Origin of the sequence: Kitasatospora papulosa, from assembly GCF_000717245.1 — a bacterium.
In the GTDB taxonomy this organism is placed as follows: domain Bacteria; phylum Actinomycetota; class Actinomycetes; order Streptomycetales; family Streptomycetaceae; genus Streptomyces; species Streptomyces papulosus.
In genome coordinates, this window is record NZ_JNYQ01000020.1 from 1 (window position 1) to 18,727 (window position 18,727).

Here is an 18,727-nt window from a genome sequence, read left to right on the forward strand (position 1 = left end):
GGAGATCGCGGGGTTCGGTGGGCTGCTGATCGTGCACGCGGAGGATCCGGAGCATCTGGCCGGGGCGCCGCAGCGGAGTGGGGGGAAGTACGCCGATTTTCTGGCGTCGCGGCCTCGTGATGCGGAGAACGCGGCGATCGCGCGTCTGATCGCGCAGGCGCGGCGGTTGGGCGCGCGGGTGCATGTGTTGCATCTGTCTTCTGCGGATGCGTTGCCGCTGATCGCGGAGGCGAAGCGGGAGGGGGTGGGGGTGAGTGTCGAGTCGTGTCCGCATTTTCTGACGTTGACGGCTGAGGAGGTTCCGGACGGGGCGACGGAGTTCAAGTGCTGTCCGCCGATTCGTGAGGCGGTCAATCAGGACGCGTTGTGGGCGGGGCTGGCGGACGGCACGCGGGTCCGGCGGCTCTGGCCGGGCTGGGCCGGAAGGGTGCGATCGAGGCGGGGCGGGACGCGGACTTCGTGGTCCTGGCTCCTGAGGAGAGTTTCACGGTCGATCCGGCCGGGCTCCAGCACCGTAACCAGGTCACCGCTTATGCGGGGAAGACCCTGCACGGTGTCGTCAGGTCCACCTGGTTGCGCGGGACGCGGATCGTGGCCGACGGGGTACTCGCCGAAGCCCGCCGAGTTCGACCCCGAACGCTTCGGACACAAGGGCAAGATCATGGACGGCTGGGAGACCCGCCGCCGACGCGGTACCGGCGCCACCGAGCCGCACCCCACCGACGAGGACCACGACTGGGCCCTCGTACGCCTCGGTGCTCCCGGCGTGGTGCGCGGGCTGATCGTCGACACCGCGCACTTCCGCGGCAACTACCCGCAGTCGGTCTCCGTCGAGGCGACCTCGCTGCCCGGTTCCCCGTCCCCCGAGGACCTCCTCGCCCCCGACGTGCCATGGACAACCCTCGTCCCCCGCACGGCGGTCGGCGGCCACGCGGCCAACGGCTTCACCGTCGACGCGGAGCAGCGCTTCACCCATCTGCGGGTCAATCAGCACCCCGACGGCGGCATCGCACGGCTGCGCGTCCACGGCGAGGTGGCCCCCGACCCCGGATGGCTGTCCGCCCTCGGCACGTTCGACGTGGTGGCCCTGGAGAACGGCGGCCGGGTCGAGGACGCGTCCGACCGCTTCTACTCGCCGGCCACCCACACCATCGCGCCCGGTAGATCCCGCAAGATGGACGACGGCTGGGAGACCCGCCGCCGACGGGACAAGGGCAACGACTGGATCCGCTACGCGCTGGCCGCCCAGTCGGAGATCCGGGCCGTCGAGATCGACACGGCCTACCTCAAGGGCAACGCGGCGGGCTGGGCGGCTGTTTCAATCCGTGACGGCGAGGACGCCGCGTGGGCGGAACTCCTGCCCCGGACCCGTCTCCAGCCCGACACGAACCACCGCTTCGTCCTGCCGGTACCCGTGCGGGGCACACACGTCAGAATCGACATCTTCCCGGACGGCGGGATCTCCCGGCTCAGGCTCTTCGGCTCGCTGACCGGCGCAGGGGCGGCGCGACTGGCCGCCCGTCACGAGGCGCTCGGCGGATAGCCGCCCCGCGCCCTTCCCTGCGGCGGGGTGGGTGTGCCGGTTCCCGTCCGGCCTGCGGAGGTATGGGACGCTGGTCGGGACGTCGTCGTCCCGACCAGGAGTCGCCATGATCTTCATCGCCGTCAAGTTCACCGTGCGCAGCGCCGAGCGTGACAACTGGCTCCCCGCTGTCGAGGAGTTCACCCTCGCGACCCGTCAGGAGCCGGGCAACCTCTTCTTCGACTGGTCCTACAGCGTCGAGAATCCGGACCAGTTCGTCCTGCTGGAGGCGTTCGCCTCGCAGGAGGCGGGCGTGGCGCATGTGAACTCCGAACACTTCAAGGCCGCGATCGACACCATGTCGGAGCTCGTCAGCGAGGTTCCGGAGATCATCAACGTCGAGGTGCCCGGCGACGACTGGTCCCGGATGTCGGAGGTCACCCCGCGCAACCGGTGACCGTCGCGGCTCCGGCGGGTGAGGTCCGCCGCTCCGGAGGCTGACGGCCGCGCCCCGCACGGCCGGTGCTCCCCGGCCGCCGCGCGGCCGACCGCGCCCGGTGCCCCTCCGCCGTCAGAACTCCTCGTGGGTCTCGGGATCCCCGCCGAAGCGGTGCGTCGGCCGGGCCCCGATCCGGTCGAGTTCCTGCTGCGTCAGCCGGAAGCCGAAGAGGTCCAGGTTCTCCCGCTGCCGCCCGGGATCGGCGGACTTCGGGATCGGTACCGCTCCCTGTTGTGTGTGCCACCGCAGGACCACCTGGCCCGGCGTCACGCCGTGCGCCGCGGCCGCCGCGATCACCTCGGGGGCCTCCAGGACCTGGCGCCCCCGGGCCAGCGGGCTCCAGCTCTCCGTGACGATGCCCTTGGCGGTGTGCACCGCCCGCAGTTCCTCCTGAGGGAGCAGCGGATGCATCTCGATCTGGTTCACCACGGGCAGCACCCCCGTCTCCCGCTCCAGCCGGTCCAGGTGCTCCGCCGTGAAGTTGGAGACGCCGATGGCACGTACGAGGCCGTCCTCGCGGAGCTTGATCATCGCCTTCCAGGTGTCGACGTACTTGTCCACCCGGGGCAGCGGCCAGTGGATGAGGTACAGGTCGACGTACTCCAGCCCCAGGTTGCCCAGCGACACCTCGAAGGAGGCCAGCGTCTCCTCGTACCCGTGGTGACGGCCGGGCACCTTGGTCGTGACGAAGACCTCCTGCCGAGGTACCCCGGAGCGGGCGATCCCGCGACCGGTGCCGGTCTCGTTCCCGTAGTTCAGCGCGGTGTCCACGAGCCGGTAGCCGAGCCGCAGCGCTCCGGCGACGGCCTTCTCCGCAGCCTCGTCGTCGAGCGGCCAGGTGCCGAGGCCCACCGCGGGGATGGTGCTGCCGTCGTGGAGATTGCGGACCGGGGGCGGTGTCTGGCTCATGGTCTCCCATTTCGTTCGCGTACGGTCCCCGCCAGCGTAGGACGGGCCGACGGGCGGGGACGGGTCGGCGCGGCGGCGGGGTCCTGCCGGGCGGACCGATGAATTCCGCCCGAAGGTGGGGTCAGAACAGGTGGAAGCACACGGACTGCCGGGGCCCGTCCCCACGGCGTCGAGGCGGAAGGAGCAGGACCATGGCGAAACTGACCCTCACCACGTTCGTATCGCTCGACGGAGTGATGCAGGCACCCGGCGGCCCCGACGAGGACACCACCGGCGGGTTCGAGTACGGCGGCTGGATGGTCCCCTTCGCGGACGACGGCCTGGGGGCCTTCATCAACGAGGTCTTCGACCGTTCGGGTGCCTATCTCCTCGGGCGGCGTACGTACGACATCTTCTCGTCCTACTGGCCCGAGGTCACCGACCCGCAGGACCCCGTCGCCGCACGTCTCAACACCCTGCCCAAGCACGTCGTCTCCCGCACGCTGACCGAACCGGAGTGGGAGAACACCACCGTCGTCCGGGGTGACGTGCCCGCCGAGGTCGCACGGCTGAAGGAGCAAACGGCGGAAGGGGAGCTCCAGATCCACGGCAGCGGCACGTTGGCGCAGTTCCTCCTGGCGCACGGCCTGATCGACGAGGTGAACCTGATCGTCCACCCCGTCTACCTGGGCAGGGGCAGAAGGCTCTTCGCGGACGGTGGGGAGCCGACGGCCTTCGAGCTCACCGGTGCCCGGACCACCGGCAGCGGCATCGCGATCCACACCTACCGGCCCGCGGGGCGAGCGCGGTTCGGCACCTTCGAGCAGGACGTCTGACAGACCTTCGAGCACGACGTCCGACGGGAGCCGGACCTTCCGCCCGGTCGGGCAGACGAGGTGGACGGACCGGACGCGTGCCCCCGACCCCGCCGGCCCTATCGCTGGGCGAACGGACGTGCGGTCATTTCCGACCGGGGATCGCGGGCAGCGTGGAAGGGTCGGTGGCGGCGGCGTGCAGCCGCCCCAGGATGGCCCGCGCCGCCTTCGTGTAGCCGGGGTTGTTGCTGTGCAGCACGGACTCCGCGTTGGCCAGCTCCATGAACGCGATGAGTTCGAAGGCGAGCTGCGAGACGTCCGTGTCCGCGGCGAGCTCCCCCCGCACCCGGGCCTCCTCGACCGTCTCCTCCACGAAGGTGACCCAGCCCGTCTGCGTGGAAGCCAGCGCGTCGTGCACCTTGCCCTCCCGCGAATCGAACTCGGCGATGGTCGCGTAGAAGAAGCAGCCGCCGCTGAACACCCGGCGCTGCGAGTAGGACAGCCAGCTCTCGCACATCCGCCAGACGCGTCCCAGACCGGGCGGGGCCGCCCTCGTCGGTGTCAGCACGTGCTCGACGAAGACGGTCACGGCGGCGCGCACCGTGGCGAGCTGCAGCTCCTCCTTGGAACCGAACAGGGCGAACACGCCGCTCTTGCTCAGCTTCAGCTCCGTGGCCAGCCGTCCGAGCGACAGCCCCTCCAGTCCTTCGGTCGAGGCGACGTGGACCGCGCGCCCCAGGACCAGCTGCCGGGTCTGGTTCCCCCGCTCGACCCGTCCGTCCAGCCGCGCTCCACCCATGTGCCAACTCCGTGTGTCCGAGCGTCCCAGGACCGACATTCTAGGAGGACCCGGCACGGTCGCAGGACCGCTTCAGGCCGGTACGAACCCTGCGAACACCTGGCCGAGTCGCGCTGTGGACGCGCGTTCCCGAGGGGGGTCCGCGTTCGATACGGTGAGCGCTCCCGTGTGAGCCGGCGAGGTCTCCACATCGTTCCCGTGGAGAACCAGGAGCACCAGGTGTCCTCTGCCGTCCTGCCCGCCCTCACCCGCCCCCGCCGGGCGTGGGTCACCGATCTGCCGCTCCTGCTCGTCGCCGCCGTGTGGGGTGCCAGCTACCTCGCGGCCAAGGGCATCACCACCACGCACACCGTGATCGCCGTCCTGGTGCTCCGCTTCGCCGTCGTGCTGCCCGCACTGGCCGTCGCCGGACGGCGCGGACTGCGCACCCTGAGCGGCGCGCAGTGGCGGGGGGCCGGTCTGCTCGGGCTCGTGCTCAGCGGGATCTTCCTGCTGGAGACCTACGGTGTGGTGCACACGTCGGCCACCAACGCCGGGCTGATCATCAGCCTCACGATGATCTTCACCCCGCTGGCCGAGGCCGCCGTGACCCGGGTCCGGCCGCCCGCCGCCTTCCTCGCGGCGGCGGGACTCTCGGTCGCCGGGGTGGTGCTGCTGACCCAGAACGGCGGCTTCACCAGCCCGTCGGCCGGTGACCTGCTGATGCTGCTCGCCGCCCTCGCCCGCACGGTCCACGTCCTGCTCATGGCGCGCATCAAGGCGGTCCAGGACGCCGACTCGCTGTCCCTGACCACGGTGCAGCTCGGCAGCGCGGTCGCGGTCTTCGCCGTACTGGCGGCGGTCCCCGGTACCGGGGCGGCGCCCTGGACCGTGGCCGCGGACTTCGGCGCCGCCGAGTGGGCGGGACTGCTCTTCCTCGCCGTCTTCTGCACCCTGTTCGCCTTCTTCGTGCAGATGTGGTCGGTACGCCGCACCTCCCCGTCCCGGGTCAGCCTGCTGCTCGGCACGGAGCCCCTCTGGGCCGCCGCCGTCGGCATCGCCATCGGCGGCGAACGTCTCGGCGTCCCGGGGGTGCTCGGCGCGGTACTCGTGCTCGCGGGCACCGCGTGGGGGCGCCGACGGGCCGACGTCACCCCTTGACCGAGTCCGCGGCGACCATCACCGCGCCGCCCGTCACGACCAGCACGATGCTCACGTAGATCCCGTAGCCGTCCAGGACGTCGAACCTCGCCACCACGGCCCACAGCCGGAACCAGCCCGTCCATTCGTACAGGAGCCCGGCGACGCCCTGGACGAACACCAGGAAGCCGGCCGTCTCCAGGAATTTCCTCATGGCCCGAGCCTGCACCGGGCCGTGAGGCGTCCGCGTCGGCCGTCGGTCCTGGAGCGGCCGACGGAAGTCTACGATCGTGCGACTCAGGTATCCGTCCGGCCCGCGAACGGCCGTCGGCGCCCCTCGGCTGCGTAGATTCGTCCGTATGACACGTACGGAGTACCGCTGGCTGCTTCCCTCGGCCCTGGCCGACGACGAGCTGCCCGGCGACCGGGGCAGGTCGCGCCGGACCGTGCGGGACTGGGCCGTCGACATCACGGCCTTCCTCTGCGCCGCGGGCTTCGGGATGCTTGCCCTCGTGACGATCGAGGCGGACCCGACCACACCGGGCGGGGTCCTCGTCGCCGACTCGCTCGTGGGCGCGGCGGCCTGCTGCGGGCTCTGGGCCAGGCGGCGCTGGCCGGTCGGGGTCGCCGTGACCCTCACGGCCGTCAGCCTCGTCGAACCCGTCGCGGCCGGCGCGATGCTGGTCGGCCTGTTCAGCCTCGCTGTGCACCGGCCGTTCCGACCCGTGGCGTTCATCGGCGCCGGGGCCCTGGTCGTCGCCCCGGTGCAGCCGATGCTGCGCCCGGACCCCGGCAGCTCGTTCCTCGCCTCCAGCGTCATCGGCGCCCTGCTGGTGCTTCTCGTGCTCAGCTGGGGCATGGTCGTACGGTCACGGCGCCAGCTGGTCGTCTCCCTGCGCGAACGCGCACGACGGGCCGAGACCGAGGCGGAGCTCCGCGCCGAGCAGGCCCAGCGCCTCGCGCGGGAGGCCATCGCCCGCGAGATGCACGACGTCCTCGCCCACCGGCTGACCCTGCTCAGCGTCCACGCGGGCGCACTCGAATTCCGGCCCGACGCGCCCACCGCCGAGGTCGCGAGGGCCGCCGGTGTCATCCGCGACAGCGCCCACGAGGCGCTCCAGGACCTCCGGGAGATCATCGGTGTGCTGCGCGCACCGGGCGAGAGCGAGGACGGCAACCGGCCGCAGCCCACCCTCGTCACCCTGGACGCGCTGGTCGACGAGTCGCGCTCGGCGGGCATGCGGGTCACCCTCGACAACCGTGTCGCCGACCCGGCGCGGGCGCCCGCAGCGACCGGGCGCACCGTCTACCGCATCGCCCAGGAGGCGCTGACCAACGCGCGGAAGCACGCCCCCGGAGCCCCCGTCGGCGTGACCGTCGCCGGCGGACCCGGCGACGGGCTGACCATCGAGGTCGACAACCCCGCTCCCGACGAGCCCTTCGACCCCGTCCCCGGGTCCGGCCAGGGGCTCATCGGGCTCACCGAACGAGCGAACCTGGCGGGCGGCAGCCTGGACCACGGGCCCCGGCCCGACGGCGGGTTCACGGTGCGGGCCCGGCTACCGTGGCCGGCATGAGCACTCCCACGTCTCCGGAGGCACCACCCGTCCGGCTGGCCGTCGTCGACGACGACCCCCTCGTGCGCGCCGGGCTCACCCTGATGCTCGGCGGTGCCGCGCGTGTCGACATCGTCGGTGAGGCCGCCGACGGCACCGAGGTGGCCGCCCTCGTCGACCGCACCCACCCCGACGTCGTGCTCATGGACATCCGGATGCCGGGCATGGACGGACTGGCCGCGACCGAGGAACTCCGGCGCAGGCCCGGTGCCCCCGAGGTCATCGTCCTGACCACCTTCCACGCCGACGAGCAGGTCCTGAGGGCCATCCGCGCGGGGGCGGCCGGATTCGTCCTCAAGGACACCCCGCCCGCGCAGATCGTCGAGGCGGTCCTGCGCGTCGCCGCCGGTGAGCCCGTCCTCTCGCCCGCGGTCACCCGCAGGCTCATGGCCCGTGCCGCCGGCGAGGGGACGGACGACGGTACGGCGCGAAGGAGACGCGCCCGGCAGCGGTTCGCCGGGCTCGGGGAACGCGAGCAGGACGTGGCCTCCGCGGTGGGGCGCGGCAGGTCCAACGCGGAGATCGCCGCGGAGCTGCATCTGAGCGTGGCGACCGTGAAGGCCCACGTGTCCCGGATCTCGCCAGGCTGGGGCTCAACAACCGTGTCCAGATCGCCCTGTTGGTGCACGATGCGGGATTCCTGCACGAGGGCGACGACGGGGCGGGAGGCACCGCCCCGCACCGAACCGGTCGGACCGGATGAGGGAAGGGGACGATGCCGGCGGCCGATCCGCGTGACGCGCGGGACCCGGTGGGCGGGGGAGTCCTGCCGGCCGCCCGGGCCGCCGCGGGGGCCCGTCATGCCGCCGACGACGCCGGAGCGCTGCCCGGGGCTGCGGCTCGACGCGGCTCCGTCCCGGTCTGCCTCGCGTACCGGCATGCTGATCCGGGGGCCGGTGAGTCTGCCGGTGGCCTGGTGGCGGGCTCAGTCCTCGGCGATCTCCGCCATCCGTACGGGACGGCGCCGTGCGCGCGACAGCTCGCACGCCTCGGCGATGCGCAGCGCGTGCAGCGCCTCCCTGCCGTCGCACGGGTTCGTCGTCCCGCCGCGCACCACGCCGAGGAAGGCGTCCAGTTCGGCCTCGTACGCCGGGGCGAACCGCTCCAGGAAGCCCGGCCACGGCTTGGCCGGCGCGGGCGGACCCTGCGGCTCGGCGGACGTGAGCGGCGTGCGGTCGTCGAGACCGACCGCGATCTGGTCCCGCTCGCCCGCCAGTTCCATGCGTACGTCGTACCCGGCCCCGTTGCAGCGGGTGGCGGTGGCCGTGGCGAGCGTGCCGTCGTCCAGGGTCAGCAGCGCCGCCGCCGTGTCCACGTCACCGGCCTCCCGGAAGATGCCGGGACCCCCGTCCGACCCGGTGGCGTACACCTCGGTCACCTCACGGCCCGTCACCCACCGCAGGATGTCGAAGTCGTGCACCAGGCAGTCCCTGAACAGGCCGCCGGAGAGCGGCAGATACGCGGCGGGCGGGGGAGCGGGGTCGGACGTCGTCGCCCGCACGGTGTGCAGCCGGCCCAGGGCCCCGCCGCGCACGGCGCGGCGTGCCGCGGCGTACCCCGCGTCGAAGCGGCGCATGAAACCGATCTGGAGCACACTGCCCGCCCGCTCGACCTCGTGAAGCGCGCCCAGGGTCCCCGCCAGGTCCAGCGCGACCGGCTTCTCGCAGAACGCGGGCAGACCGGCCCGCGCCGCACGGCCGATGAGGTCCGCGTGCGCCGAGGTGGCCGAGGCGATCACCACCGCTTCCACCCCCGCGCCCAGCAGCTCCCCGGCGGACGCGACGGCGGTGGCTCCGGTCCGCGCCGCGACGCCGGCCGCGCGGGCCGCATCCGGGTCCGTCACCACCAGGGAGGCGACGGCGGGATGGCGTGCGAGGACGTCCGCGTGGAAGGAACCGATCCGGCCCGTGCCGATGAGTCCGATGCGCATGGACCCAACGTGCCGCCCACCGGGCGCACTGTCAACTATATGTCCTGACAAATGGACGGGTGCGGCGCGACGGCGCGGGGTACGCTCCCTGCCGTGCCCAAACCCGCCGCCGACTCCGCCGCCCTCGGGCTGGGCGTGGACCGCACCAGTCCCGTCCCGCTCTACCACCAGCTGGCCCAGCAGCTTGAGGCGGCCATCGAGCAGGGGCGCCTGGCGCCGGGCAGTCTCCTCGGCAACGAGCTGGACCTCGCCGCACGGCTCGGGCTGTCCCGGCCGACCGTCCGCCAGGCCATCCAGTCGCTCGTCGACAAGGGCCTGATGGTGCGCCGGCGCGGCATCGGCACCCAGGTCGTGCACAGCCGCATCAGGCGCCCGCTCGAACTGAGCAGCCTCTACGACGACCTGGAGACCGCCGGCCGGGACCCGGCGACCCGGGTCCTGCGGAACACGTTCGAGCCGGCCACCCCCGAGGTCGCCGCCGCGCTCGGGATCGAGGAGGGCGGCGACGTCCATCTCGTCGAGCGGGTGCGGTACGCGCACGACGAGCCGATAGCACTCCTGCGCAACCACCTGCCGCCGCGGCTGCTCGACCTCGGTACCGAGCGGCTGGAGTCGACCGGCCTGTACCGGATGATGCGCGCCTCGGGAATCACCCTGCACAGCGCCCGGCAGTCCGTGGGGGCCCGCGCCGCCACCGCCGAGGAGGGCGAACTGCTCGCGGAGCCCGCCGGGGCGCCCCTGCTGACGATGGAGCGCACCACCTTCGACGACGGGGGCCGGGCGGTCGAATTCGGCTCGCACGTCTACCGGGCCTCGCGGTACGCCTTCGAGTTCCAGCTGCTGGTCCGGCCCTGAACCAGCCCGTCCGCCCTCCGGTCCCCGTGTTCGGACAAGAGCATTGACGCGGTCATGCTAGGTCGCTAGAACGTCGGGAGGGCGCGGCCCGCGCCCCTGCCGGGCCGTGCCGGTCCGGGCTCGGGGATACTTGGCCCGCCGGGCGGCGAGTCTCTCCCCGCCGGCACCACCAGGCAGCACAGCGAGCAGCACTAGAAGGGCACGGCGTCGTGGCAAGGGTTCGGACAGGGGTACGCGCGATGGGCGCCGTGCTGGCAGCGGTACTGGCGGCCTCCCTCGCGGGATGCAGCAGCACCGGCGGCAAGCGGGCGGAGGAACGCGCCGCCCAGCAGGCCGCCGAGGGCCGGTCCGCGGTGAACACGCCCCGCTGGACGTTCGCCATGGTCACCCACTCGGGTGATGGTGACACCTTCTGGGACATCGTCCAGAAGGGTGCCCAGCAGGCGGCCAAGAAGGACAACATCAACTTCCTGTACTCGCACAACGACGAGGGCCAGCAGCAGGCCGAGCTCGTCCAGACCGCGATCGACAAGAAGGTCGACGGCCTGATCGTCTCCCTGGCCAAGCCCGACTCGATGAAGACCGTCGTGGCCAAGGCCGTCAAGGCGGGCATCCCCGTCATCACCGTGAACTCGGGATCCGCCGAGTCGAAGGCCTTCGGCGCCCTCACCCACATCGGCCAGGACGAGTCCATCGCGGGCGAGGCCGTCGGCGACGAGCTGAACACGCGCAAGCGCGAGAAGGTGCTCTGCGTCCTGCACGAACAGGGCAACGTCGGCCACGAGCAGCGCTGCGCCGGGGCGAAGAAGACCTTCGGCGGCACGATGCAGAACCTCTACGTCGACGGCACCAACATGCCCGACGTCCAGGCGTCCATCGAGGCCAAGCTCGACTCCGACAAGAGCATCGACGCGGTCGTCACCCTCGGCGCGCCCTTCGCCGCCGCCGCCGTCAAGGCGAAGAAGACCGCGGGGAGCAAGGCCGAGATCGACACCTTCGACCTCAACGCGAGCGTCGCCGCCGGGCTGCAGGACAAGAGCCTCGGCTTCGCGGTCGACCAGCAGCCCTACCTCCAGGGCTACGAGGCCGTCGACCTGCTCTGGCTCTACCGCTACAACCAGAACGTGCTCGGCGGCGGCCTGCCCGTCCTGACCGGTCCCCAGGTCATCACCCGCGACGACGCCGACGCGCTCGCGGAGTACACGAACCGGGGGACCCGATGACCGCGACCGGGCAACCGGCGGCGCCGCACACCGACGAACGTCTGCTGCGCACCTCCCCGCTGCGCAAACTGCTCGGCCGCCCCGAGCTCGGCTCGGTCGTCGGGGCCGCGGCCGTCTTCCTCTTCTTCGCGATCGTCGCGGACAGCTTCCTCCAGGCATCCAGCCTCGGCACGGTGCTCTACGCCGCCTCCACCATCGGGATCATGGCGGCCCCCGTGGCGCTCCTGATGATCGGCGGTGAGTTCGACCTCTCCGCGGGCGTGATGGTGACCAGCTCCGCGCTGATCTCCTCGATGTTCAGCTACCAGATGACCGCCAACGTCTGGGTGGGCGTCTTCGTGTCGCTGCTGGTCACCCTCGGCTTCGGCGCGTTCAACGGCTTCATGCTGACCCGCACCAAGCTCCCGAGCTTCATCATCACGCTCGGTACGTTCCTGATGCTGACCGGTCTGAACCTCGGCTTCACCAAGCTGATCAGCGGCACCGTCTCGACCAGGACCATCGGCAACATGGAGGGCTTCGAGTCCGCCCGCAAGGTCTTCGCCTCCTACCTCACCATCGGCGACGTCGAGCTCAAGGTCACCATCCTGTGGTGGGCCGCACTCGTCGCGCTGGCCACCTGGATCCTCATCCGCACCCGCTTCGGCAACTGGATCTTCGCCGTCGGCGGGGAGGCGGACGCGGCGCGCGCGGTCGGCGTCCCCGTGGTCCGCACCCGGATCGGGCTCTACCTCGGTGTGGCCTTCGCCGCCTGGGTCTCCGGCCAGCACCTGCTCTTCTCCTACGACGTGGTGCAGTCCGGCGAGGGCGTCGGCAACGAGCTGATCTACATCATCGCGGCCGTCATCGGCGGCTGTCTGATCACCGGTGGCTACGGCTCCGCGATCGGGTCCGCCGTCGGCGCGATCATCTTCGGCATGACCAGCAAGGGCATCGTGTACGCGGAGTGGAACCCCGACTGGTTCAAGTTCTTCCTGGGGGCGATGCTGCTCCTGGCCACCCTGCTCAACGCATGGGTACGCAAGCGCGCGGAGGCGACGAAATGACGGCCACCCAGGCCCCGGCACCCCGGGACACGGCCGGCCCGGCGCTGGTCGAGCTCGACGACGTCAGCAAGTACTACGGCAACATCAAGGCCCTGGAGAACGTCTCCCTGGAGGTCCGCGCGGGCGAGATCTCCTGCGTCCTCGGCGACAACGGTGCCGGCAAGTCCACCCTCATCAAGATCATCGCGGGGCTGCACCGGCACGACGCCGGCACCTTCCGGATCGAGGGTGAGGAGACCACGCTCGCCAACCCGCGCGACGCCCTGGACCGGGGCATCGCGACCGTCTACCAGGACCTCGCGGTCGTTCCGCTCATGCCGGTCTGGCGCAACTTCTTCCTCGGCTCCGAGCCGACGAAGGGTGTCGGCCCGTTCAAGCGCCTGGACGTGCGGCGGATGCGTGAGACGACCCGCGCGGAACTGCTGCGGATGGGCATCGACCTGCGCGACGTCGACCAGCCCATCGGCACCCTGTCCGGCGGTGAGCGCCAGTGCGTGGCGATCGCCCGGGCCGTGTACTTCGGCGCGAAGGTCCTCGTCCTCGACGAGCCGACCGCGGCGCTCGGCGTCAAGCAGTCCGGTGTCGTGCTGAAGTACGTCGCAGCGGCCAGGGACGCCGGGCTCGGCGTGGTTCTCATCACGCACAACCCCCACCACGCCTATCTCGTCGGCGACCGTTTCGTGCTGCTGAAGCGCGGCGCGATGTCCGGGAGCCACACCAAGGACGACGTCACGCTGGACGAACTGACCCGGCAGATGGCGGGCGGGAGCGAGCTGGAGGAGCTGAGCCACGAGCTCGAACGCGCCCCTTCACCCGACCGGCTCGGCGGCCGTCCGGTGGGTGACGACACCCCGTAGACACCGCCGCGCACCCCCTCGCCCCCACCCGGAGACCGGTTCCGGGGGCGCGGGAATGGCAGAATCGTGCACGGCGGGCGCCGTCCGCCGCCGGACTGATCACCGACCGGCCCCCCGACCTGCGCAGGGACGATGAGCACGTACCGCGACTTCACACACCGCGGCTCCGCCCGCGCCACCGTCCTGCGGACCGTCGGCACCAGGGAGCGGCGCTCGCATCTCACGGCGCCCCGGGTGCCCACGGTCGGCATCGACATCGGCGGCACCAAGGTGATGGCCGGTGTCGTGGACGCCGACGGCAACATCCTGGAGACCCTGCGCACCGAGACCCCGGACAAGTCGAAGAGCCCGAAGGTCGTCGAGGACACCATCGTCGAGCTGGTCCTGGACCTCTCCGACCGCCACGACGTGCACGCCGTCGGCATCGGCGCGGCGGGCTGGGTGGACGCGGACCGCTCCAAGGTGCTGTTCGCCCCGCACCTGGCCTGGCGTGACGAGCCCCTCCGCGACGCCATCGCCTCCCGGCTGGTGGTCCCCGTGATGGTCGACAACGACGCCAACACGGCCGCCTGGGCGGAATGGCGCTTCGGCGCCGGCCGGGGTGAGGACCACCTGGTCATGATCACGCTGGGCACGGGCATCGGCGGCGCGATCCTGGAGGACGGGCACGTCAAGCGCGGCAAGTACGGCGTCGCGGGTGAGTTCGGCCATATGCAGGTGGTGCCCGGCGGGCACCGCTGCCCGTGCGGCAACCGAGGCTGCTGGGAGCAGTACAGCTCGGGCAACGCCCTCGTGCGCGAGGCCAGGGAGCTGGCCGCGGCGGACTCCCCGGTGGCCCACGGCCTCATCGAGCGGGTCAAGGGCAACATCCCCGAGATCACCGGGCCGCTCATCACCGAGCTGGCTCGCGAGGGTGACGCCATGTGCGTCGAGCTCCTCCAGGACATCGGACAGTGGCTCGGCGTCGGCATCGCCAATCTCGCGGCGGCGCTGGACCCGTCCTGCTTCGTCATCGGCGGCGGTGTCAGCGCGGCCGACGACCTGCTGATCGGTCCCGCCAGGGACGCCTTCAAGCGCCACCTCACGGGCCGCGGCTACCGCCCCGAGGCCCGGATCGCCAAGGCGCAGCTCGGACCCGAGGCGGGTATGGTCGGCGCCGCCGACCTCGCCCGTCTGGTCGCCCGGAGGTTCCGGCGTACCAACCGGCGCAGGGTCGAGCGCTACGAGCGGTACGCGCAGTTCTACGACCAGGCCGCCACCACCATCCGGAACACGCGCGGAACGCGTAACGCCGAGTGACCCGGGGCCGCACCCCGCGGCCCGGCCACCCGCACCCCGCTCCGCACCGCAGCTCTCGAAGGATCACCGACCATGACCGCAGCCGAACACCACATCGTGCCGCGCCGGCCTCCTTCGTCCGGCTCCCCGGGATCCTCCGGGTCCTCGGGTTCCGGGTCCTCGGGTGCCGCGGGCTCCCCGGGCTCGGGTGACGGCGGCGGGACGCCTCCGGGGGACCGGCGCAGGGTGATCCGGCGCCGGCTGATCACCCTGACCATCATCGTCCTGCTCATCGGCATCCCGGCCGGCTACCTGGTCATCTCGGCCGGGCAGAGCCGCCGCTCGGGCAAGGACAAGGAGGCCGAGGCCTCCGCCCAGGGACTGCGCGAGGACTGGCCGTCCGGCATGCAGCGCCGGATCTTCGAACTTCCCATTCCGGGCAATGCGGTCGGGGTCCAGTACTACGAGACCAACAACTGGAAAGCCAGCCGGATGTACGTGAAGTTCCGTACGACCTCCGCCGGGCTCGACCGGTTCCTGAGCGGTGTCGGCACCGGCCGTGCCGCGCTGGAGACGGGCAAGGTCACCATCGGCCAACGGGACATCAAGATCACCGGCTGGCTCTTCGGGCCGGGCGTGGACTGGTCGGGAACGGTCCACAGGAACAAGGACCCGCGCCCCACCCAGAGCATCACCGTCAACATGACCGATCCGGCCGCGCCCGTCGTCTACGTCGTCTCCGCCGCGACCCCCTGACCGTGAGCCGGGCCCGGCCGCGCCTCACCTCCGGGGGACCGCCAGACCGGCACGGATGAGGTCTGTGACCGCCTCCCGGTGGTCGTCCAGGAAGAAGTGACCACCGGGAAAGGTCTGCAACGTGAAGGCCCCGCGGGTGTGGGCCGCCCAGTCGGCCGCCTCCTGGACGGAGACATGGTCGTCGCTCTCCCCGGTGAGCACCGTGACCGGGCAGGAGACCACGTCGTCGGCTCCGCCCCGGTAGGTCTCGATCGCCCGGTAGTCACTGCGGAGCATCGGCAGCACCATGTCGAGGATCTCCCGGTTCTGCAGGAGTGCCGGGGCCGTACCGCTGAGTGCGGCCAGTTCGGCGACGATGCCCGCGTCGTCGCGCGTGTGCACGGACTCGGCCCGGAAGTGGGTGGGCGCCCGCCGCCCCGAGAGGAAGAGGGCGGACGGAGACCTTCCCAGACGCTGCTCCATCCGCACGGCCAGCTCGAAGGCGAGCGTCGCCCCCATGCTGTGCCCGAACAGTGCCACCGGCTCGTCGGTCAGCGGCGCGAGTGCCTCGAAGGCCGCATCGGCCAGTCCGGGGATGCTGTCGATGCAGGGCTCGTGCAGACGGTCCTGCCGCCCCGGGTACTGCACGGCGAAGACACCGATGTCCGGGGACAGCGCAGCCGACATCGGTCGGTAGAAGGCCGCACTGCCGCCTGCGTGCGGGAAGCAGACGAGGCGCGGGCCGTCCTCGGCGTGGTGGAAACGCCGCACCCAGGTGTCGCCGGCCGAGGGACTCGATACGGGATTCATGACCGTGAGGTTCTCATTCGTCGCGCGGCTCCCGCCACGGGGCACGGGAACCGCACGCCGTACGGCACACGTCCCGCGGCCACGTCTGCTCCCTCTCGGCCGCGTACGTCGAGACCTGGCGCTCCCGACGGCTGCTGCTCGCCGGTGCACTCGGCGAGGTCGAACTCACCACCATCGGAATGCTGTTGCTGTTCGCCGGCCACGGACTGACCGGCAGCATGCCGGCTCTCGGTACGTTCGCGGTCGCGTTCGGCCCGTACTGGGCACGGAGGCCTCCGACGGTACGAAGGCCGTACTCGTCCTCATGCACATCGCGGTCGGTGCCGCCCTGATCCTGAGCCGGCGACCCCTGGAGGGGCCGGCGCGGCCGGGGTCATTACCCTGGAGCGAGTGAGTGAACTGAGCGAGACGACCCCGCAGCCCGCCAGGCCCCCGCAGTCGGCCCCCATCGAACCCGTACTGGGCGAGGTGGTCCGGCAGCCGCCGGCGGCCTTCCGGACGGTCCCGGGGCAGCCGTACGCGCAGGCCACCGGGCCGACGACGGCGGCCCAGCCGCCGCACACGGACGCCCCGTCCTCGCAGACCGTCCCGCCGTACGCACCGCCCGCCCCGGGGCCGCAGTACACCCAGCCCCCGGCGCCGCCGCACGGTGTGTGGCCCGAATCCGCGCCCCGGTCCCCGGAGCCGGGTCCTGCCGCTTCCCCGCAGCAGACCACGCAGCCCGGCGACGTCGCTCCGCAGGCGCAGGCCCCCCGGGGACAGCAGCCCGGCCCCGGCCCGCAGGCGGCGCAGGGACTCAGGCCCGAGCGGCTCCAGTACCGCTTCGACGGGCCCGACGACGCTCCGGTCCTGGTGATCGGCCCCTCCCTGGGCACCACCTGGCACATGTGGGACCGCCAGATACCCGAGCTGTCCAAGCACTGGCGCATCTTCCGCTACGACCTGCCCGGGCACGGCGGGGCCCCCGCGTACCCGGCCGCCGCGGTCAGTGACCTCGCCGACCGCGTCCTCGCCACGCTGGACAGCGTCGGCGTGCAGCGCTTCGGTTACGCGGGCTGCTCCATCGGCGGCGCCGTCGGCGCCGACCTCGCCCTCCGCCACCCCCACCGGGTCGCGGCCCTGGCGCTCGTCGCCGCGTCACCGCGCTTCGGAACCGCCGACGAGTTCCGCCAGCGCGGGGTGATCGTCCGCAGCAACGGGCTGGAGCCGATCGCCCGTACCTCCCCGGAGCGCTGGTTCACCCCTGGCTTCGCCGCCGCCCAGCCGGCCATCGTCGAGTGGGCCGTCCAGATGGTCCGCACCACCGACCCCGGCTGCTACATCGCCTCCTGCGAGGCGCTCGCGGCCTTCGACATCCGTACGGAACTCCCGCGCATCGGTGTCCCGACCCTCGTGCTGGTCGGTGCCGAGGACAAGGTCACCGGCCCCGCCGAGGCCCGGACCCTGGTCGCGGGCATCCCCGACGCCCGGCTCGCCCTCGTCCCGGGTGCCTCCCACCTGGCGCCGGTCGAACAGCCGGCCGCGGTCACCGATCTGCTCCTCATGCACTTCTCGACCGCGTGGCAGGACACCCAGGCGTCGATTCCCGTACCGCCTTCCCCCGGTTTCTCCGCCCCGTTCGCCCCGGTGGTCCCCGTCGCGGAGATCTCGGCCGCGGCCGCCCTGCCGGACGTCTCCTCGGATGCACTCAGCGGCCTGTACGACCGGGGGACGAAGGTCCGGCGCGAGGTGCTGGGCGACGCCCACGTGGACGCCGCCACGGCCGCCTCCGACGGCTTCACCGACGACTACCAGGACCTCCTCACCCGCTACGCCTGGGGGGAGATCTGGGGCCGGGAGGGCCTCGACCGCAGGGCCCGCAGCTGCGTGGCGCTCACCGCGGTCGTCGCGTCCGGACACCTGGGCGGCCTCGCCCGGCACGTCAGGGCGGCCCTGCGCAACGGACTCACATCCGTCGAGATCAAGGAGGTGCTGCTCCAGACCGCCGTCTACTGCGGCATCCCGGCGGCGGGTGCGGCGTTCGAGATCGCGCAGTCCGTGATCCAGGAGGAAACCACCCCGCCGGCGTAGCAGGATGGTGGGATGAACGCTTCGTCTCTCAACCTCGTCAAGAAGACCCACTCCTGCGTCCGCCTGGAGCGGGACGGGCGGTCGCTCGTCATCGATCCCGGCGGCTTCAGCGAGGACGACGCCGTGGTCGGCGCCGACGCGATCCTGGTGACGCACGAGCACCCGGACCACTTCGACGAAGGGCGCCTGCGCGCCGCGCTGGAGTCCGACCCCGCCGTACAGGTGTGGACCCTGCGCAGTGTGGCCGAGCGGATGTCCGCGGCCTTCCCGGGCCGCGTGCACACGGTCGGCCACGGTGACACGTTCACGGCCGCCGGATTCGAGGTGCAGGTGCACGGCGAACTGCACGCGGTGATCCACCCGGACATCCCGCGGATCACCAACATCGGTTTCCTGGTGGACGGTTCGGTGTTCCACCCGGGCGACGCGCTCACGGTGCCCGATCACCCGGTGGAGACCCTGATGCTCCCGGTCATGGCGCCCTGGAGCAAGATCTCCGAGGTCATCGACTACGTGCGCGAGGTGAAGCCGCGCCGTGCCATCGACATCCACGACGCGCTGCTCACCGATCTCGCCCGCCCGATCTACGACATGCAGATCGGCGCCCTGGGCGGGGCCGACCACAGCCGGCTGACCCCGGGCGACGCGACCCGCCTCTGACCCGG

17 protein-coding genes and 3 pseudogenes are annotated in these 18,727 nt (G+C 72.0%); 15 read left to right on the forward strand and 5 right to left on the reverse strand.

The annotated features are described in order from the left end of the window. From IA22_RS37815 to IA22_RS0131285, 3 genes and pseudogenes are all read left to right on the forward strand, one after another. A pseudogene (locus IA22_RS37815) lies at positions 1-615 on the forward strand (amidohydrolase family protein); the annotation flags it as partial. Further along, positions 611-1,543, forward strand: a pseudogene (gene alc / locus IA22_RS0131280) (allantoicase); the annotation flags it as partial. The pseudogenes IA22_RS37815 and alc, both read left to right, overlap by 5 nt. A 106-nt stretch (positions 1,544-1,649) precedes the next feature. Next, positions 1,650-1,979 (forward strand): putative quinol monooxygenase, encoded by a 330-nt coding sequence (locus IA22_RS0131285; protein WP_014153155.1) that lies wholly within the window; start codon positions 1,650-1,652, stop codon positions 1,977-1,979. Between the two features lie 114 nt (positions 1,980-2,093). Here the strand turns inward: IA22_RS0131285 and IA22_RS0131290 are convergent, their stop codons facing one another. Beyond that, the gene (locus IA22_RS0131290) at positions 2,094-2,930 is read right to left on the reverse strand and encodes an aldo/keto reductase (RefSeq protein WP_030125545.1); all 837 of its coding nucleotides are present in this window, start codon (positions 2,928-2,930) and stop codon (positions 2,094-2,096) included. Between the two features lie 191 nt (positions 2,931-3,121). On the opposite strand from IA22_RS0131290, the gene IA22_RS0131295 reads away from it, so the two are divergent. After that, a complete protein-coding gene (locus tag IA22_RS0131295) occupies positions 3,122-3,745 on the forward strand; it encodes a dihydrofolate reductase family protein (protein WP_014153153.1) in 624 nt (207 codons plus the stop codon). Positions 3,746-3,869: 124 nt separating this feature from the next. Here IA22_RS0131295 and IA22_RS0131300 read toward each other — a convergent pair whose 3' ends face one another. Further along, positions 3,870-4,523, reverse strand: coding sequence for a TetR/AcrR family transcriptional regulator (locus IA22_RS0131300; RefSeq protein ID WP_014153152.1), 654 nt, complete (start codon positions 4,521-4,523; stop codon positions 3,870-3,872). A 219-nt stretch (positions 4,524-4,742) separates the two neighbouring features. On the opposite strand from IA22_RS0131300, the gene IA22_RS0131305 reads away from it, so the two are divergent. Continuing rightward, positions 4,743-5,663 (forward strand): DMT family transporter, encoded by a 921-nt coding sequence (locus IA22_RS0131305; RefSeq protein ID WP_030125546.1) that lies wholly within the window; start codon positions 4,743-4,745, stop codon positions 5,661-5,663. On the opposite strand, the gene IA22_RS0131310 is transcribed toward IA22_RS0131305, so the two are convergent. Continuing rightward, positions 5,653-5,856 carry a hypothetical protein gene (locus tag IA22_RS0131310; RefSeq protein WP_030125547.1) on the reverse strand — a complete coding sequence of 68 codons (204 nt, stop codon included), beginning with the start codon at positions 5,854-5,856 and terminating at the stop codon, positions 5,653-5,655. The genes IA22_RS0131305 and IA22_RS0131310 overlap by 11 nt on opposite strands. Before the next feature lie 145 nt (positions 5,857-6,001). On the opposite strand from IA22_RS0131310, the gene IA22_RS0131315 reads away from it, so the two are divergent. Both IA22_RS0131315 and IA22_RS35660 read left to right on the forward strand, forming a co-directional pair. Then, positions 6,002-7,219: a sensor histidine kinase gene (locus IA22_RS0131315; RefSeq protein WP_015579392.1), complete on the forward strand. Its 1,218-nt coding sequence runs from the start codon at positions 6,002-6,004 to the stop codon at positions 7,217-7,219. After that, positions 7,216-7,961 (forward strand): annotated as a pseudogene (locus IA22_RS35660) (response regulator transcription factor). Before IA22_RS0131315 ends, IA22_RS35660 begins: the two are co-directional and overlap by 4 nt. A 222-nt stretch (positions 7,962-8,183) precedes the next feature. Here IA22_RS35660 and IA22_RS0131325 read toward each other — a convergent pair. After that, a complete protein-coding gene (locus IA22_RS0131325) occupies positions 8,184-9,188 on the reverse strand; it encodes a Gfo/Idh/MocA family protein (RefSeq protein ID WP_014153148.1) in 1,005 nt (334 codons plus the stop codon). A 93-nt stretch (positions 9,189-9,281) separates the two neighbouring features. Between IA22_RS0131325 and IA22_RS0131330 the strand changes: the two genes are divergently transcribed. The 6 genes from IA22_RS0131330 to IA22_RS34400 all read left to right on the forward strand — a co-directional run bounded on the left by IA22_RS0131330 (position 9,282) and on the right by IA22_RS34400 (position 15,203). Next, on the forward strand, positions 9,282-10,043 hold the full coding sequence (locus IA22_RS0131330; RefSeq protein WP_030125549.1) for a GntR family transcriptional regulator: 762 nt from the start codon (positions 9,282-9,284) through the stop codon (positions 10,041-10,043). A 209-nt stretch (positions 10,044-10,252) separates the two neighbouring features. Further along, positions 10,253-11,266: a sugar ABC transporter substrate-binding protein gene (locus IA22_RS0131335; protein WP_015579396.1), complete on the forward strand. Its 1,014-nt coding sequence runs from the start codon at positions 10,253-10,255 to the stop codon at positions 11,264-11,266. Continuing rightward, on the forward strand, positions 11,263-12,312 hold the full coding sequence (locus IA22_RS0131340) for an ABC transporter permease (protein ID WP_030125551.1): 1,050 nt from the start codon (positions 11,263-11,265) through the stop codon (positions 12,310-12,312). Before IA22_RS0131335 ends, IA22_RS0131340 begins: the two co-directional genes overlap by 4 nt. Continuing rightward, positions 12,309-13,169 (forward strand): ATP-binding cassette domain-containing protein, encoded by an 861-nt coding sequence (locus IA22_RS0131345; protein ID WP_014153144.1) that lies wholly within the window; start codon positions 12,309-12,311, stop codon positions 13,167-13,169. Before IA22_RS0131340 ends, IA22_RS0131345 begins: the two co-directional genes overlap by 4 nt. 132 nt (positions 13,170-13,301) lie before the next feature. Then, entirely contained in the window at positions 13,302-14,468 is a 1,167-nt protein-coding gene (locus tag IA22_RS0131350) for an ROK family glucokinase (protein WP_015579397.1), read from the forward strand. 72 nt (positions 14,469-14,540) lie between these two features. Then, on the forward strand, positions 14,541-15,203 hold the full coding sequence (locus IA22_RS34400) for a hypothetical protein (RefSeq protein WP_014153142.1): 663 nt from the start codon (positions 14,541-14,543) through the stop codon (positions 15,201-15,203). A gap of 24 nt (positions 15,204-15,227) precedes the next feature. Here the strand turns inward: IA22_RS34400 and IA22_RS0131360 are convergent, their stop codons facing one another. Next, entirely contained in the window at positions 15,228-15,992 is a 765-nt protein-coding gene (locus tag IA22_RS0131360; RefSeq protein ID WP_030125552.1) for a thioesterase II family protein, read from the reverse strand. 390 nt (positions 15,993-16,382) lie between these two features. Here IA22_RS0131360 and pcaDC point away from each other — a divergent pair, with 390 nt between their 5' ends. Both pcaDC and IA22_RS0131370 read left to right on the forward strand, forming a co-directional pair. Beyond that, positions 16,383-18,062, forward strand: a complete 1,680-nt coding sequence (pcaDC, locus tag IA22_RS0131365) for a bifunctional 3-oxoadipate enol-lactonase/4-carboxymuconolactone decarboxylase PcaDC (RefSeq protein WP_081889905.1) — start codon at positions 16,383-16,385, stop codon at positions 18,060-18,062. A 12-nt stretch (positions 18,063-18,074) separates the two neighbouring features. Beyond that, positions 18,075-18,722: an MBL fold metallo-hydrolase gene (locus IA22_RS0131370; protein WP_030125554.1), complete on the forward strand. Its 648-nt coding sequence runs from the start codon at positions 18,075-18,077 to the stop codon at positions 18,720-18,722. Positions 18,723-18,727: the final 5 nt, after the last annotated feature.

Excerpts from the sequence above, each read along its gene's own strand:
- IA22_RS0131285 (WP_014153155.1), top strand. The coding sequence starts at position 1,650 with ATGATCTTCATCGCCGTCAAGTTCACCGTGCGCAGCGCCGAGCGTGAC.
- IA22_RS0131290 (WP_030125545.1), bottom strand. The coding sequence starts at position 2,930 with ATGAGCCAGACACCGCCCCCGGTCCGCAATCTCCACGACGGCAGCACC.
- IA22_RS0131295 (WP_014153153.1), top strand. The coding sequence starts at position 3,122 with ATGGCGAAACTGACCCTCACCACGTTCGTATCGCTCGACGGAGTGATG.
- IA22_RS0131300 (WP_014153152.1), bottom strand. The coding sequence starts at position 4,523 with ATGGGTGGAGCGCGGCTGGACGGACGGGTCGAGCGGGGGAACCAGACC.
- IA22_RS0131310 (WP_030125547.1), bottom strand. The coding sequence starts at position 5,856 with ATGAGGAAATTCCTGGAGACGGCCGGCTTCCTGGTGTTCGTCCAGGGC.
- IA22_RS0131315 (WP_015579392.1), top strand. The coding sequence starts at position 6,002 with ATGACACGTACGGAGTACCGCTGGCTGCTTCCCTCGGCCCTGGCCGAC.
- IA22_RS0131325 (WP_014153148.1), bottom strand. The coding sequence starts at position 9,188 with ATGCGCATCGGACTCATCGGCACGGGCCGGATCGGTTCCTTCCACGCG.
- IA22_RS0131340 (WP_030125551.1), top strand. The coding sequence starts at position 11,263 with ATGACCGCGACCGGGCAACCGGCGGCGCCGCACACCGACGAACGTCTG.
- IA22_RS0131345 (WP_014153144.1), top strand. The coding sequence starts at position 12,309 with ATGACGGCCACCCAGGCCCCGGCACCCCGGGACACGGCCGGCCCGGCG.
- IA22_RS0131350 (WP_015579397.1), top strand. The coding sequence starts at position 13,302 with ATGAGCACGTACCGCGACTTCACACACCGCGGCTCCGCCCGCGCCACC.
- IA22_RS34400 (WP_014153142.1), top strand. The coding sequence starts at position 14,541 with ATGACCGCAGCCGAACACCACATCGTGCCGCGCCGGCCTCCTTCGTCC.
- IA22_RS0131360 (WP_030125552.1), bottom strand. The coding sequence starts at position 15,992 with ATGAATCCCGTATCGAGTCCCTCGGCCGGCGACACCTGGGTGCGGCGT.
- IA22_RS0131370 (WP_030125554.1), top strand. The coding sequence starts at position 18,075 with ATGAACGCTTCGTCTCTCAACCTCGTCAAGAAGACCCACTCCTGCGTC.